The sequence below is a fragment of the Carboxylicivirga sp. M1479 genome, assembly GCF_007097485.1.
In the GTDB taxonomy this organism is placed as follows: Bacteria; Bacteroidota; Bacteroidia; order Bacteroidales; family Marinilabiliaceae; genus Carboxylicivirga.
Window position 1 is genome coordinate 1 of the sequence record NZ_VKDE01000029.1, and the last position, 16,752, is coordinate 16,752.

Annotated in this window: 12 protein-coding genes; 3 read left to right on the plus strand and 9 right to left on the minus strand. The window is 37.5% G+C overall.

The genetic code is table 11. The features are described from left to right. Nucleotides 1–286 precede the first annotated feature (286 nt). From FNN09_RS16050 to FNN09_RS16085, 8 genes are all read right to left on the minus strand, one after another. Nucleotides 287–820, minus strand: a complete 534-nt coding sequence (locus FNN09_RS16050; protein ID WP_143303418.1) for an STM3941 family protein — start codon at nucleotides 818–820, stop codon at nucleotides 287–289. A 74-nt stretch (nucleotides 821–894) separates the two neighbouring features. Continuing rightward, the gene (locus tag FNN09_RS16055; RefSeq protein WP_143303420.1) at nucleotides 895–1,179 is read right to left on the minus strand and encodes a hypothetical protein; all 285 of its coding nucleotides are present in this window, start codon (nucleotides 1,177–1,179) and stop codon (nucleotides 895–897) included. Between the two features lie 49 nt (nucleotides 1,180–1,228). After that, entirely contained in the window at nucleotides 1,229–1,714 is a 486-nt protein-coding gene (locus FNN09_RS16060; protein WP_143303422.1) for a hypothetical protein, read from the minus strand. Between the two features lie 198 nt (nucleotides 1,715–1,912). Next, complete coding sequence (locus FNN09_RS16065; RefSeq protein WP_143303424.1) at nucleotides 1,913–2,383, minus strand: hypothetical protein; 471 nt, start codon at nucleotides 2,381–2,383, stop codon at nucleotides 1,913–1,915. Nucleotides 2,384–2,638: 255 nt separating this feature from the next. Beyond that, entirely contained in the window at nucleotides 2,639–3,181 is a 543-nt protein-coding gene (locus tag FNN09_RS16070; protein ID WP_143303425.1) for an STM3941 family protein, read from the minus strand. Nucleotides 3,182–3,413: 232 nt separating this feature from the next. Continuing rightward, nucleotides 3,414–4,211: an SUMF1/EgtB/PvdO family nonheme iron enzyme gene (locus FNN09_RS16075; RefSeq protein WP_185969039.1), complete on the minus strand. Its 798-nt coding sequence runs from the start codon at nucleotides 4,209–4,211 to the stop codon at nucleotides 3,414–3,416. A gap of 162 nt (nucleotides 4,212–4,373) precedes the next feature. Continuing rightward, entirely contained in the window at nucleotides 4,374–5,021 is a 648-nt protein-coding gene (locus FNN09_RS16080; protein ID WP_143303428.1) for a hypothetical protein, read from the minus strand. Beyond that, a complete protein-coding gene (locus FNN09_RS16085) occupies nucleotides 5,021–5,998 on the minus strand; it encodes a type I restriction enzyme HsdR N-terminal domain-containing protein (protein ID WP_143303430.1) in 978 nt (325 codons plus the stop codon). The genes FNN09_RS16080 and FNN09_RS16085 overlap by 1 nt, the downstream gene beginning before the upstream one ends. 808 nt (nucleotides 5,999–6,806) lie before the next feature. On the opposite strand from FNN09_RS16085, the gene FNN09_RS16090 reads away from it, so the two are divergent. Next, nucleotides 6,807–7,502, plus strand: coding sequence for a hypothetical protein (locus FNN09_RS16090; RefSeq protein ID WP_143303432.1), 696 nt, complete (start codon nucleotides 6,807–6,809; stop codon nucleotides 7,500–7,502). A 1,073-nt stretch (nucleotides 7,503–8,575) separates the two neighbouring features. Here FNN09_RS16090 and clpB read toward each other — a convergent pair. Next, the gene (gene clpB, locus FNN09_RS16095) at nucleotides 8,576–11,164 is read right to left on the minus strand and encodes an ATP-dependent chaperone ClpB (protein ID WP_143303433.1); all 2,589 of its coding nucleotides are present in this window, start codon (nucleotides 11,162–11,164) and stop codon (nucleotides 8,576–8,578) included. A gap of 2,094 nt (nucleotides 11,165–13,258) precedes the next feature. On the opposite strand from clpB, the gene FNN09_RS16100 reads away from it, so the two are divergent. After that, on the plus strand, nucleotides 13,259–14,656 hold the full coding sequence (locus FNN09_RS16100) for a PQQ-dependent sugar dehydrogenase (protein ID WP_143303435.1): 1,398 nt from the start codon (nucleotides 13,259–13,261) through the stop codon (nucleotides 14,654–14,656). 12 nt (nucleotides 14,657–14,668) lie between these two features. Then, a complete protein-coding gene (locus FNN09_RS16105) occupies nucleotides 14,669–16,705 on the plus strand; it encodes a TonB-dependent receptor (RefSeq protein ID WP_143303436.1) in 2,037 nt (678 codons plus the stop codon). The last annotated feature ends 47 nt before the right edge of the window (nucleotides 16,706–16,752 follow it).

A 16,752-nucleotide genomic window follows, 5' to 3' on the forward strand; every position in this document is an offset into this window, starting at 1 on the left:
TATGAAACTTAGATTTTATCTATCTGTTTATTAAAGTTAATGCAGCAGATGGAGCTTTTTGCCTAAGTTAAAAATCACGTTTGACTCCTAATTGGTTTTCTCATATTTAGGTATTCCACAAACTAACGATCTGTTTAAATATATTTTCTTTTATCAAATGGAACTCACAAATAAATTTAATCATCCTCTTGTGTGTCAATTTGGATAAATTGACATGGTCGTTTCATGTGGATTGGATTAGGATTCGTTTGTACCAATTAACAAAGCTAATCTTCTCAAAAGTTGCCTATTTTCGGTATAATTCCATTTTATCCATTAACAGATTAACCATGTCAGTTATATCTTGCTGCAAGGCAGTCACATTAATCGCAACTGGCGAACCATATATTAGCCATTTTATTACAAAACACAGATGTAAAAATGGATTAGAATTTTGCCTGATGAATGCCTTTGGCTTATCCATTTTAAGCACAATCATATTGCTTTCATCATTCGCCTTAATCTTTTTTATTGCTGACCACTTTATCTTACCTGCAGCCATAATACCTGAATTATCAATGATTCCTTCTTCATTTATTATTAGGCCAGGTTTACCTTTATACAACATTAGAAACAATCTTACTATAATTGGTAAGCACATTAATATTAAGGCAGCTCCACAAATATAAAGGCCTATTGGATTAGGCATGGTTCCTTTTGCCTTAAACGCTTGCGCTGCTTCAATAAAATCAATGCCGCTCCATAAAAAGTACGAGAAGCCTAATAATGCTATTATTACATTCTTTCGCATTAATGCAATCTCTGTTGTTTCTGACTTCACCTTGTATTAATTACTTAAAGTTATATTCATCAACCTTTTATCCTTCAGACTATCTTCAATCGCTTCAAAATTCTTTAACGCAGTGGCACTCCACAATTTGAACAAGAATAAGGATTCTTAACATTTCCCGGTCTCTTTTTACAATTTGGACATTGCCAACTCCACGCCATAGCCAAAACCAATATAGGTATTATCATAAAAAGCACTTTTTCAATTTGTTGCGCTGTAAAACCAAAAAGCAATGTGTTTGGTTGAAAAGTCAAATAGGCAAAAACGCAAACCAGAGGCATAAGTAATATATTAATGACTTTCAACCTCATTTTTCTATTTCTAAATTCTCTTTTAATCTCTGTATCCATCCTAACGCTTCTGTCTTTATTTATTAACTCATCACAAGCATTGGACCATTCAAAAATGCAAGGTTAATCCAATTCCATTGTCGGTCATCGATAAATTAAGCTCTTTATTATCCCAAAATGAACCCGCTGACCTGTCGGCATTAAAGGTATCGACAGCCTGCCTCACTTGTTTGTTAAATTTTTGGCTCAATGGTATAGACACAACTATTAACCCGGCGCCAATGCCAGCCATGGCCCAGTTAGGGTCACCATTTCCAATGGCCGCTCCAATGGGCCAGCCAACCATAAAACCACCAGCAAATCCAAGTATTGAAGTCAAGGTATTGGTCGATTGTGCGGCTTTTATTTGCTCGTATGCCAATTCATTTGTTTCCATTGACTTTACCAGCTGACTCATGTTTAATCGATTGGCACCTTGATAAAATTGATATCCTCCAAACACTTTTTTAATGGTTATGGAATCGTTGGATGCTTGCCCCAATGCGCACGTTAACGCTAACGTTAGCATGGTAATGATAATGCTTGCTTTTTTCATATGATTATAATTTACTTTCATTTGCCATATGGAACTCTCAAGTAAATTTTATCATCCCACTGTGTGAAAATTTGGATAATCAAATTTACATGGTCGTTTCATGTGTTTAAAATTTGTATTTATTCGCCATATAGAACTCGCCAAAATAAGTCATACTCCTGTGTAATAAGCTATTCTCATAGCTCGTTTCATCAGTTATTAAATAAATAATCGCCTGCCATTACTAACAAAATCTTTATACATAAAATACCCCACATATACTATCCAAACCAAAGGCATTAATACAGTATATAAAGGTCGATATGGGCTAAATTTAAGGTATGGATTATCTGATAATACTAATTCTGGTGGTGATGTAATCCAATCCACCAATCCACTATATAGCTTAATAACTAAGAACATTAAAATAAATGCTCTTGAGTAATAAACAAACTTGCTAAAATGAACACCATTATTCATAAACATTTGCACTATAAATATCAATACAAATGGTATTCCTCCATAAAGAGAGTCAGGAGACCAACCTGTATACGGCAACAGGTTCTCATAAATAACATCTCTGTAATAGTTCCATGCTACTGCAGTAAAAACCATTATTACAGATGATAAAAGTATCGAAATTATTATATCCTTTGGAACTTCCTTAAACATGTCAATATCAATTTTCATTAATTTTTTATTTTTACAATTTGCTTGCTTAAATACTCTTCACAGCAGGCGCAGAGATGAAGCCAAAGTGAAATACCAAGTAGCAAAAATTGAATTAATATTATCTTTTCAACTTTAAGCCACTTATAAATCATAAACACATTCTAAAACAAATAGAATGTTCATATATCAATTTGGTCTTGGTATGCTTTATGAAATCTTTCAGTGCTGCACTACCTCAGGCTTCTTTATGGGTCATTCCTTGCTATTAGTAAATTATTGAGACTTATTTTCTTTCAATTTCTCTGTCAATAATCCATGTAAGTTATTATGGCTGCTTTTTAACGAGTTGGTTGAAATTCCTATTGGTGAACCATATTTTTTATAATTAGCTTTTAAACTCTTTCTTTTAAAGGAATTTTCGGCGCGATCAATATAGTCTTGAGGATTTTTAACCATGAGCATAAGGAAGCTCTGATTCATTACTTTTTTGACTTTGATTTCTTCAATATCTGACCATAACACAAGACCTAATGAAACTCCACTTGAATTATCAATTATTCCTTCGTTATTTATAACTAGCCCTGCCTTTCTATCTAAGAATTTTTGCAATATGGTAATCAATGCGAATCCAAAAACTATAATCGAAATAGAACCAAGGGAATAAAGCAATATTGGATTACCTAAAATTGGGATATCGATAGTTTGAGCCTTTACTATATATCCGATACCCAAGGCTACAAAAACGATACAACCAAGCAGCAGTATACCCAGCTTCATCTTACTCAATGCTATTTCAATTTGTTCGTTATTATTCATAGTTATTTTGTTTTATTTTTTTTCATTTTAAAAGCCAAATGCAAATCTTACACTCCTTATAAAATAAATAGAATGTCAAAAAACAAAGGTTTGGCGGTTGCTGCAGAAGCTACAATCTTTCCAAATAATCACGAACACTCAATACTCTATACTAGTGTAAAGGAATTAACCTATCTAACTTTCCAAATTGAGCAGAACCAAATGCTTTAAACTAGCATGTGAGACATGGCTTTTAAAGCTCATCAATAAGCATTACAACCCGAAAGCCTACTCTTGGGTCTGGCAATTGGAAATCCTGAGATTTATTAACAACACATTCGTCAATGGTGTTATCCCAGCTACCACCTTTAATAATGCCCGACTCTGTTAGTTCTGCCACATTTCCAATGATATCGTATACACCCATTTTATTTGCCTTGTATGAGCCTACTACACACGTTGTCATCCCGCCATCTGAACTATAATCATATTTATTATCTCCAGATACTTTGTTCTCAAATTTGATGTTTGTATTTGAACAACTTGAACCTGGCTCATAGGCAAAGTTCCCATACCACGGTAAATTGTGGCCAGGCAATACAGCGGCCATTTTATTCCATTCCTGTTCTGTAGCCAGACGAAACGTTACCTTCTTATATTTTCTTTTTTCTTTTGAATTGTAGCTATCGCTCAACCATGCACAATACGCTTTAGCAGCTTCAAGACTAACATTAACAACAGGGTAATTATTAAATCCAGGATGCCAAAAATATTTCTCAACGAATGGCCCATTAAAACTATGAGGAAACTTTTTCATCCATTGAGTTGTGTCAGGGTAGCTACTGTTATATTCGGCCAATCTATCCGTGGCTTTTAAGTATTCCAGATATTCTCTGAATTCCTTATTTGTTACCTCATAAGTGCCAGCATAAAATCGATGAGACACCTCTTTGAATCTGTCTTCTTTTTTATTCTTCTTAGGTTTAGATGCACTAAATACCAATAAAGCCATAAGACTAAAAACGATTAAATTCATTTTTTTCATTTCCATCATGAGTTTTTTTTGAGGTATATAGTTGATGTTTTGGTAGTGTTGGCTAGCTGATATACAAATATGGGCGATTTCGGCTTTATACTTATCAATTAGAGACAAACATAAACCGAGTACAACAATTGATTTTACATCAATCTAGCCCATTTTGCATATACAGCCTTACAAGCTGCCATTCTTCATTAATACTTGTCCATCAAATTTTAACATTAAAGCATCCCAATCAAAAGGTGTTTGCAAATAGAATTCAGCATTACCACCAATGGGGTCAAAATGCTTTAAAACCAATTCTTTTTCAGTAGGATAGTTATATTCTTCGTAATACTTATTCTCTATAAATAAATTTTCTAAATATTCTATCAAATCATTATCAAGTCTGCCAATATCATCTGCATATCGGATGCCATGGATGCAGTACTTTCCATTTGCTTTAAGCACTTTCCCATTCAATGGTGTTTCTACAATCATATAAACTTCAATTCCATTTAAGAAATCATCAGTTATTTTAAATTTTGTTTCGTCTCCCAATTCAATATCGTTATCAGAGTTCATAAAATATTGCAAATCATTTCGAGCCTGACAATCATTTGTATATTTTTTACGCAACCCCTCGTAGAGGACTTCAACAATACTTTGATAATGATTAAAAGCGGCTTTACGAGCTTTGATTGGAGATGAATCATGAAACTCTTTACTTGTGTTCACATAAGCATCTGATAAATCAACACCATTTATCAAATTATTAAGTTTATTACCAATTTTTCTTCTCCAAAATTTTGATTCTACGATATAATATAATTTAGAGCTCATTAATTATCAATTTTACACACTAACTTAACAATACCCATTTCTTTCCATTTTCCTTTTCTAGCTTCTGGCCGACTACGAAGGTTCGCTTTCAAATTAGCTTTTTCGGAAAAAGCTCTTTTATTCCATATTTTTTCCTTTACAGTACCGTCAGTATAATGGTAACATAATTTTGCATAACCTAACTCAATAAACTGTCTCTTAAACTCTTCAACATCGTTAGGGATTATTTCAATTGGTAATTTTTCACTTGTTGTATAGATTACTTTTTCTTGAACAATATCAGCAGCCACAATCTGTTTTTGTAACGATTCGTTACCGTTTTTTGAATCAACTTTTATTGACAGGTTTTCCAATACACTTTTCACAATATTTTCATTATAATCATTAGAAAGGTCTTCAATTAAATAAGAAAGGATTTTTGAAACTCCATCATCTGACTTAAGTTCATCTAATAATGTCAAGGCAATTTTTTTATCTGTTATTTGCTCTAGTCTATCATTACAGAATTCTTTAAGTACATCTTTACTAAAATTATCTTTAGTAATTAGTTCTAAAAATACATTCCCATTTTCATTGTTTTCATGAAAATCTATTTCAAATACTTTTATTGGTTCATCTGTACCTGTAGGTTCATCATAATAGATCTCTAGATTATCTCCAATAAAAATTCCATAATCAAGTTTAAGCAACCTCATATAGCTAGTCAATTGCTCAATATATTTTGGCAATGAAATTTGGCTTGATTTTTTTAATTCAACAACAATAACATTTTCTTCATTATTATTTATTACGATGTCAGGAATAACTGTATTTACAGCTCCTACCCTAATAGGATGTTTTGATATTATTTCCTTACGATATCGAGACCAACCTAATTTCTCAAAGATATTTTCAATCTCATTTTGAAAAAATTCTTCTGAAGTGTTCTTTTCTTTATGCTTATTTATTAGAAAACTTATTTCATTCCATTTATCCATATATCATATCTTTTTGTTGTCGTTGTACGATTTTGCATTTGGTTCCTTGTTTCTAAATTACATAACGCACCGCCCTTTACATTTCACAAATGGTCATAACGTTTCAACTACCATTTTATACAATCCACCTTAAATACTTTACACTTTAAAAGTATCGATTATTACTATAAGTTGGCGTGAGTAAAGTAGCTAGCAGTAAATTTATTTACATAGTTTTTTTGCCAATTAAATTCAATAGCCTATATTCGCATTCCGTTACTCATGCGTTTACAAGCGTAAGTTGGGTACAAAACAGGGGTAAATAAAAAACAGCATAGGACAGATATCTTTACTACTTGCCAGTAATTAAGCAAGTGTGCGTTCTTTGACATGCTGATCCTACAATCCGAACTCATAAGGTAGTTTTATAGAAGTAAAACCTGTTACTATTTGTTTCTACCTTCATGCATAACAATATCATCACAAAACACTGTATCATAGCTGTAGTCACACTTAAGCTGAACTAAGCGGAGAATTCCTGTTACTCAGCGGAGAGTTTCCTGCATACAGAAGATGCTGCGCAACCCTAAGCGGAAGATTTCTATTGCCAAGCGGAGAATTTCCAGCGTTAAGCGGAGGATTTCCAGCTTGGGAAAATGTCCGCTGACAGCAGGAAAACCACCGCTGATTAATGGAAACCATCCGCTGACAGACAATTATCATCCACTATCAAATGAAATCATTCACTTCGTATAATAACTACTATGTGCCATTTGTACATAGATATATTTAAACAAAACAAACAATTACATTAACTAAATCAATCATTATGAGCAAAAACGACAGATTATTTAACGTTCCTGATGCCACCTTACAACAACATGGCACTAGCGTTGCCACTGTTTTACCAAATGACCTTGAAAAATTTAAATTCTTCGATTCGACATTTCTAGATAGCTATCCCGACACCATCAAAGCGGCTATAGAGGAAGTAAAAGCCATTAAAACCGACATGGTAATAATTGATGAAATGACGGAAAAAACCCAGGCTGTTTATGACAGTGCTGCTGCCTGTAACAGAGCCTACCGCACCATCACCTTTTTTGTTTTAAAAGCGTTTAGCGACAACAAAGCAGTACAAAATCAATTTGGTGCTAACGACATTGGTAAACTGCGCAAGGACAATACCCGCCTGGTTGTTTTTATGGGCGACCTGATTAAGGTGGTAAATAAATATCGGGTCGAACTGATTACTGCTGGCTGTAGCGAGGTTGTTATTGATAGCTTACAGCAGTTGCACACCAAGCTAAGTGAAGCAAAAACGGCACAGGAGCTGTTTAAAAAAGAGCGCGGACTCATCACACAAGATCGTGTTAAAAAGCTTAATGATTTGTATGAGTTATTGGTTCCCATCAGTGAAATGGCACAAATCATATTCGCTGATGATGAGGCACGCATGGCACGTTACCTGTTGCCTCGCCCCAAATCATCGACCAATAGCGCAGATGATTTAATTGTATCGTAAATTCTTGGTTTTGGTAAATACGAATCCCTGCTGGCTTTATGCTGGTGGGGATTTTTTGTTTTTTGTACTTCGCATTACGGGAATACCACAATTGAAATTTGGTTGGAATAGGTCTAGATTAATCCATGAATCATGAACTTTAAAGATGGTTCGGCAGTATCACAAAGATTAAATTGATGTAAAATTTTACCGCTGAGTTAAAGGAGGGCAGAGAGTTTATGCTCAAACAAACCAAAGCCACCACTCGAAAAAGCGTTTCGAACTATTGAAAGTAAGTAATAAGAGTGGATATTGCGAATTGAAAATCGTGAATTCATTAATGATAAAAACACATATGAACAAATGGCGGCCTTGACGAAGGAAAAAGGAAGCCTGTAGCAATAAATCCATCTCTGCTGCGCAGCAATCACCTCTTTCAATAAAGTTTTTGAAATCCTTTTTTGAAAAAGGATGGAAATCGCCTGATAAGGCAAGTATTTTTATTCTGCTCTAGCCGCAGGGGCTTATCCGTTTTCTCCTTGATGAGAAAAGGATACAAAAGAATATTGATATGATTTTTGTTCCACTCGTAAGAATTCAAACAAGTTTGGTTCTTAACTCGCTAATCACAAAAATTCAAGGCTGCTTTTAATCTTGTCTTCTTTTTTTTCTAAAGCCTAAGTGCAACCGAGCGATCTTCGAACAAGTGCAGCTTCTCGGTTTTACTAAGGCTTTTTTCAAAACGAAACAAATATTAAAAGAGGCCACTATGCATAGCGCATAACTCTCCATCCACCACTCGAAACAGCGTTTCGAACTATTGAAAGCTAGTGATAAGAGTGGATATTGCAGAAGGGCGGCCTTGACGAAGGAAAGGGGAAGCCTGACGCAATAAATCCATCTCTGATGCGTAGCAATCACCTCTTTCAATAAAGTTTATTGCTCCTCGTTTTTTCTAAAAAAAAATGAGAAATCCGCCTGATAATCAAGGTACAATTAACCAATAGAGAACTCACAAGCATTAAAATAAAATCCCCAACTATCATAGTAGGGGATTATATTCCATCAGTCAATTAACGCTAAACTCATTCCAATCATTTGTTTTCAAACACCAACTCATCTCCCTTCACATCAATTATTATATTGGTTTGAGCATTTACATCTCCTGCCAGTATTTTTTTCGACAACTCGTTTAACACCTTTCGCTGAATAATGCGCTTTATAGGCCGTGCTCCATATTGCGGTTCAAAACCTGCATTTGCTAAATACGACACAGCTGCATCCGACACACTAAGTAGCATGTCTTTTTTAGCCAATAGTTTCACCAAAGCATCAAGTTGTATTTTAACAATATCTTTCACCTCGTCCCTGTTTAATGGGGTAAACATCACCAACTCATCAATGCGGTTTAGAAACTCAGGACGAATTGTGCTCTTCAACAAAGCTAGCACTTCATCCTTGGTTTCCTCAACCACCATCATGCGCCTACCCATATCAATACCTTCAAGCTTATCCTGAATAATATGTGCTCCCATGTTCGATGTCATGATGATGATGGTGTTTCTGAAATCAGCCACACGGCCTTTGTTATCAGTCAAACGCCCTTCGTCCAGTACTTGCAATAATATATTAAAGGTATCAGGGTGTGCTTTCTCAATCTCATCTAACAAAATTACTGAATAGGGCTTGCGACGCACCGCCTCGGTTAACTGCCCCCCTTCGTCGTATCCCACGTATCCCGGAGGTGCTCCCACCAAACGGCTTACCGCATGTCGTTCCTGATACTCACTCATATCAATGCGCGTTAAGGCATTTTCATCGTTAAACAAGTAATCGGCCAATGTCTTTGCCAGTTCTGTTTTACCCACACCTGTAGTTCCTAAAAATAAAAATGATCCAATAGGCTTTCTGCTGTCTTGCAAGTCTGCTCGTGAGCGTCGCACCGCGTCCGACACCACCTCAATGGCTTCATTTTGTCCAACCACGCGCTTGTGTAACTCATCTTCAAGCTTCAGTAATTTTTCACGATCACTTTGCATCATTTTCGAAACAGGTATGCCCGTCCACCTTGCCACCACATCGGCTATATCTTCTGCATTCACCTCTTCTTTAATCAAGGCATTATGCTCATTTCTTTCTAAATCGCCTTGCAACTGAAGCAACAAACCTTCCTGCTCCTTAATTTTACCGTAGCGCAATTCGGCTACTGTTCCAAAGTCACCCTCACGCTCGGCCTTATCAGCTCTCTGCTTATCTTCCTCAATAGAGGCCTTTACCGACTGGATATTATCAACCAGATCTTTTTCAAGTTTCCACTTGGCAAAAATACTCTCACGCTTCTCTTTTAAATCGGCTAACTCTTTTTTAAGCGTGGATATTTTATTCTTATCCCTTTCGCGTTTGATGGCTTCCAACTCTATTTCACCTTGCATAATCTTGCGGTCGAACACATCAAGTTCTTCTGGTTTTGAATTTATCTCCATGCGCAACTTAGCCGACGCTTCATCCATTAAATCGATGGCTTTATCAGGTAAAAACCGATCACTTATATAACGCTGCGATAACTCTACTGCGGCCAGTATAGCACTATCTTTAATACGTACCTTATGATGGCTTTCATACTTTTCTTTGATACCACGCAAAATAGAAATAGCACTCTCACGATCAGGCTCATCCACCATAACCTTTTGAAACCGACGTTCCAAAGCTTTATCCTTCTCAAAATACTTTTGATATTCATCAAGGGTAGTAGCACCAATGGCCCGTAGTTCACCACGCGCCAAGGCTGGCTTAAGAATATTGGCAGCATCCATGGCCCCCTCTCCTCCACCAGCTCCAACAAGCGTATGAATCTCATCGATAAACAACACCACCTTACCGTCTTCCGACACCACCTCTTTAACAACTGATTTTAATCGCTCTTCAAACTCTCCCTTGTATTTCGCGCCCGCTATAAGAGCACTAATATCCAAAGAATAAATAATTTTATCCTTCAAGTTTTCGGGCACATCACCTTTCACTAAACGATGCGCTAAGCCCTCGGCAATAGCTGTTTTTCCTGTTCCCGGCTCGCCTATCAGCATGGGATTATTTTTTGTTCGGCGTGATAATATTTGAAGTATACGACGAATCTCCCCATCGCGACCTATAACCGGATCAAGTCGTCCATCATTAGCTAGTTTATTTAGATTTCTGGCATATTTATCCAAGGAATTATAAGTATCCTCCTGCGATTGCGAACTAACATTTTTGCCTTTTCTCAACTCATTAACTGCAGCCGAAAGTTCGTTTTGACTTATTCCATTATCTTTCATTAAACGAGCAACATCATCGCTAGCCTTAAGCATAGCAATAAGTAAATGTTCGATTGAAACATACTCATCCTTCATTTTTTTAGCGATGGACATTGCATTATTTAATGTTTTCCCAGCTTCTTTCGAAAGCATTTGTTCTCCACCCTGTACTTTAGCAAAACTTTGAATAATACTGTCTAATGTTTTTTGGAACAACTCAGTATTCACACCCAGTTTGCTCAAAATAAAGGGCAACACATTTTCATCCACTTCAAAAATACCCTTTAGTATATGGGCATTTTCTATTTGCTGATGCTCATAAGCATGCGCAATTTGCTGGGCTTGCTGAATGGCATCTTGCGATTTAATTGTATAGTTATTAAAGTTCATTTTTGTTTCGTTGAATGTTTGTAATGTATTTATCCAAAACCTCGTTCTACAAGGCTCGTTTTTCAGAACTCTTGAACGCCTCATTCCAAAAAAATCAATTCGTGTACCACATTTGCAATCAAGCCAATTTGACACTAAAAAACTCTAAATCAATGTCTTTTTGTCGCACCCCTATTGAAATATCATGTAATTATGTCAATTATTTCATTTCTCGTTTAAATTTTTGATATCCTTTTTTTAAGATGAAAACCGCCAGTTAGGCAATTAACTAACGTTCTTTAATCATCCATTAGTGGCTTTTACCACAAACCTAACAACAGAATGATGTAAAACACTACCACAGAGTTAAAAAAGAACACAGAGTTTATTCTCATACGAACCACTTCTCCACTCGAAAGGATAGTTTAGAATTATTGAAAGAGAGTAATAAAAGCTGATGTTGTTATCTTCTGCTCAAGCCGAAGTGACTTATCCTTTTTCTCCTTGATGAGAAAAGGATACAAAAGAATCAAGGCTACTTTTGATCTTGTCTTCTTTTTTTTCTAAAGCCTAAGTGCAACCGAGCGATCTTCGAACAAGTTCTCAACTTCTCGGTTTTACTATGGCTTTTTTCAAAACGAAACCAATATTAAAAGAGGCCACTATACATGACGCATAAAAAAAACAATCATAATTAGTCAAACCAAGATCCTTAATACAATACTCATCACCCACCACTCGAAACAAGGTTTCGAACTATTGAAAGCCAGTGATAAGAGTGGATATTGCAGAATGGCGGCCTTGACGAAGGAAAGGGGAAGCCTGTAGCAATAAATCCATCTCTGGTGCGTAGCAATCACCTCTTTCAATAAAGTTTTTTGCTCCTCGTTTTTTCTAAAAAAATGAGGAATCCGCCTGATAAGGTTAGTATCTTTTTTGTGCTCAAGCCGCACAGGCTTCTACTTTTGATTCATGAGTGTTGTTTTATAATGTATTCACGATTTACGCTACGCTCCAATTGCCTTCAGTCGCAAAAGTAGACAAAAGGTCCGCTGACGGCAGCACTCGATGACCTTTCTAATTTTATTCACTGAATTAAAAGAACTCACCCTAATAAAAAAATCGGGCTCAAACAGCTTTTAATTCTACGCTCATTTCAATTGAAAGGTGCCCATCTGCGTTGCTGAGGTCAGGAAGCTAAGAACTCAAAGCAAACGGACTTTTCCCCACTCGAAACAAGTTTTCGAACATTGAAAGTAAGTGATAAGAGTGGATATTGCGGAATGGCGGCCTTGACGAAGGAAAGGGGAAGCCTGTAGCAATAAATCCATCTCTGGTGCGTAGCAATCACCTCTTTCAATAAAGTTTTTTGCTCCTCGTTTTTTCTAAAAAAATGAGGAATCCGCCTGATAAGGTTAGTATCTTTTTTGTGCTCAAGCCGCACAGGCTTCTACTTTTGCCTACAGTCGCAAAAGTAGACAAAAGGTCCGCTGACGGCAGCACTCGATGACCTTTCTAATTTTATTCACTGAATTAAAAGAACTCACCCGAATAAAAAAATCGGGCTCAAACAGCTTTTAATTCTACGCTCATTTCAATTGAAAGGTGCCCATCTGCGTTGCTGAGGTCAGGAAGCTAGGAACTCAAAGCAAACGGACTTTTCCCCACTCGAAACGATAGTTTCGAACTATTGAAAGTAAGTGATAAGAGTGGATATTGCAGAAGGGCGGCCTTGACGAAGGAAAGGGGAAGTCTGTAGCAATAAATCCATCTCTGGTGCGTAGCAATCACCTCTTTCAATAAAGTTTTTTGCTCCTCGTTTTTTCTGAAAAAATGAGGAATCCGCCTGATAAGGCAATTAATTATCTTTCTTTAATCAACCTTTAGTGACTTTTACCACAAACCTAACAACAGAGTGATGTAAAACACTACCGCAGAGTTAAAGAAGAACACAGAGTTTATTCTCATACGAACAACTTCCCCACTCGAAACAAGGTTTCGAACTATTGAAAGTAAGTGATAGATACGGCTATTATTGAAAAGCGGCAAATACCCTAGAAAATAACAAAATGCCTCTACACTTGTTATATTCATGATTCACCCAAAACCATTGTTATGCAAAAGATCTTCTATTTAGTTCTTATCTTGATATCAGCATTCACCTGTTCGTGCTTTAATAAAAAATCAAAACCCCAGGTTATCAGCGAGGGTCAAGTACTTTTTGACAATTACTGTGTAGGTTGCCACAACGCCACTAAATCGCCTTTCACCAATCGAAAGTGGCTATTCGGCGATGATAAAAAAGAAATTATCAAAAGCATTCAACACGGTCGTGTATCCTATGGTATGCCTGCTTTTAGCGATGGTTTAAGCATTCAACAAATTGACTTACTGGCCGATTATATTCTCTCCCTCAAAGAAGAAGAAAAAGACAATAGCACATCACTTATTAGCGAGGTGCAAATTATTGAAAGCGAAGTACAAACCTTTAGAATAGATACCGTTGTGACTGGCTTAGATGTACCGTGGGGAATGGCATTCCTACCCTCTGGCGACATACTCATTTCGGAGCGCAGTGGTGAGCTTTTGATCCATTCAAAAAACGGACAGCTTAGTAAGATCATCAACCCACCCAAGGTATTGGCCAAAGGTCAGGGAGGATTACTTGATTTAAAACTACACCCCCAATACAATACTAACGGATGGCTATACATCGCGTACTCATCGCCCAACAAGCACAAAAGTAATCTGGCCAATACCGCTATTATGCGGGCTCGCTTAAAAGGCAATCAACTAGTGGATGAAGAAGTTATTTTTAAAGCTTCACCCGAAACTGATAAGCGTCACCATTACGGTTGTAAGCTGGAGTTTGATAAGGATGGTTATCTCTATTTTTCGGTGGGCGACCGTGGTAATCGCGATGAGCACCCACAGGCACTGGATAACGACTGCGGCAAGATTCACCGCATTCACGACGACGGAAGCATCCCCAACGACAATCCATTTGTATCAAGCAAGGGCGCCAAGGCATCAATCTATTCCTATGGGCATCGTAACCCTCAAGGGGTATGCATGCATCCGGTAACAGGTCGTATATGGACTGATGAGCACGGTCCAAAAGGAGGAGATGAAATTAACCTGATTGAAGCAGGCAAAAACTATGGATGGCCACTTATTTCCTTTGGCATTAATTACAATGGCACCACCTTTACCAGCGACACGGCCATGGTGGGCATGGAACAACCAATTACCTATTGGGTACCAAGCATTGCGCCCTGTGGTATGACATTCGTAAAAGGCGATCGTTATCCTGCCTGGAAACACAATATCTTAACAGGTTCATTACGTTTTAAATACCTCCATCGTGTGGTATTAGATGGCGAAAAAGTAATTCATCAGGAAAAACTACTGGAAGACATCGGTCGCCTCAGAAATGTTGAAATGGGACCCGATGGCTACATTTATATCGCCATTGAAAAACCAGGTAAGATACTCCGACTAATGCCATTATAAGCATTTGCACCTATGCGCATAGTACTAACAGTTGTGGCTCTGCTATTGAGCACCATTGGCTTTTCGCAAGGCCAATCTTATGAGAAGCCTGACACACTGAATTCGACACAGATAATGTTGGATGAAGTAAGTATTAATGCGCCCATTCGTTTAGGAGCCTTGCAACAATGGAGCGGTAGCTTCTCCCTTATCGACTCCCTAAAGATGGAGCTGGGCAATAGTTACCAAATAAGCAATCAGCTGAATTCACTACCTGGTGTATTAATGCAACAAGGCACCTTCAACACAAGCCGCATAACCATTAGGGGTATTGGTTCGCGCACACCTTATAATAGTAATCGCATTAAGGTATACTGGGGCGATATCCCTCTAACAGATGGCGATGGAGTTAGCTCAATCGAAGATATAGGCTTCAACGATATTCACTCCATCATGGTACTTAAGGGTCCTTCTTCAGCTTTGTACGGAGCAGGATTGGGCGGTGTCATTCTCATCAATCCATGGACCATTCAAAACAATGGCTATAAGCACAGCCTGCAGAGTGAGGTAGGCAGCTATGGCACTTTTTCAAATCTAATAAGTACAAGCCTAAAAGGTAAAAAGGGACACACTTGGTTAAATGTCAATCACCTGCAAACAGATGGCTACAGAGACAACAGTGAATACAAGCGCTACAACATTACCTTAAAAGGCAAATATCAGCTTGGCAAAAGCTACCTCCATTATTTGTATAACTACCGCCACCTCTATGGTCAAATTCCCAGTTCGCTCGACAGCACTGATTTTTACAAGCAGCCAACAAAAGCAGCTGACTCATGGGCTGCCATTGAAGGTTACGAAAAATCCAATCGTCATATTCTTAATGTCGGTCTCAGTTCAATGTTGAGTCCATCCGTATCCCACACCATCAATATTTTCGGCATCACCACCTCATTGGATGAGCTTCGTCCGTTTAACCGGCTCGACGAATCAAAAAGATCGCTGGGACTGAGGGACAAGTTAACTTATCAATCCAAATTGTTTAACATCGATGGTGGTATCGAAGCCATGCTCGAAAACAATGCTCTCTCTCTGTTTGGCGTAAAAGAGCACAGCAAGGGAGAACGACTGAGTGAAAATAAGATACAACGCAATTATTTTAATGTTTTTGGATTAATCAACTACCTTCCAAACTCCCGGCTAAGCCTTCAAACTGGCTTTAACCTAAACCTTACCAATTATAGTAATACCAACTATTTTACCACTCAAAAAACAACGCACCATTACCCACTTGTCTTCTCCCCACGAGCAGGTGCCAGCTATCAGATCTTTAATCACTCAAATATTTATGCCGCACTGGGCCATGGCTTTTCACCACCATCAGTCGAGGAAGCTCAAATGCCAGATGGCTCTTTTAATCCGGACATCAAGCCTGAAGAGGGCTATCATATTGATGTGGGATACCGCTTTGTATCGAAGAATAATAACACATCAGCAGAAATAACCACCTATTGGATGAAAATGAACAACCTATTGGTGACAAAGCGTGAAAGTGAAGAGGTATTCTATGGTGTTAATGCCGGAGCAACAAGCCATCAAGGCATTGAGGCCCGTCTCAATCATCGTGTATTCATCAATGCTAATACACTTACATTTAATGCCTCTTATACACAATCGCTTAATACTTTTGATGATTTTACTGATGATGGGGTCAACTATCAGAACAATCACTTGCCCGGCATTCCCGAATACTCACTTTTTATTCAAACGATATTCACCACAAGGTCTAACACACTGCAAGTAAACTATCGACACAACGGAATGCAGTACCTTAACGATAGTAATAGTAAACGATACAAAGCATTTGGTGTACTCAATGCCAAATTAAACCACACCGTTAAATGGAACGCATTGAAAGCAAACATTTATTTGGGAGCCAACAATCTATTAAATCAGCACTATGCCTCCATGCTTTTGATTAACGCACCGTCCTTTGGTAATAAACCGGCTCGCTATTACTACCCTGGTTTGCCGTTTAATATGTATGGAGGATTGAGTATCTGCATTTGAGAGTTACAGCTCGCAACATCTTTGTATAGACATAAAACAATCAAGTA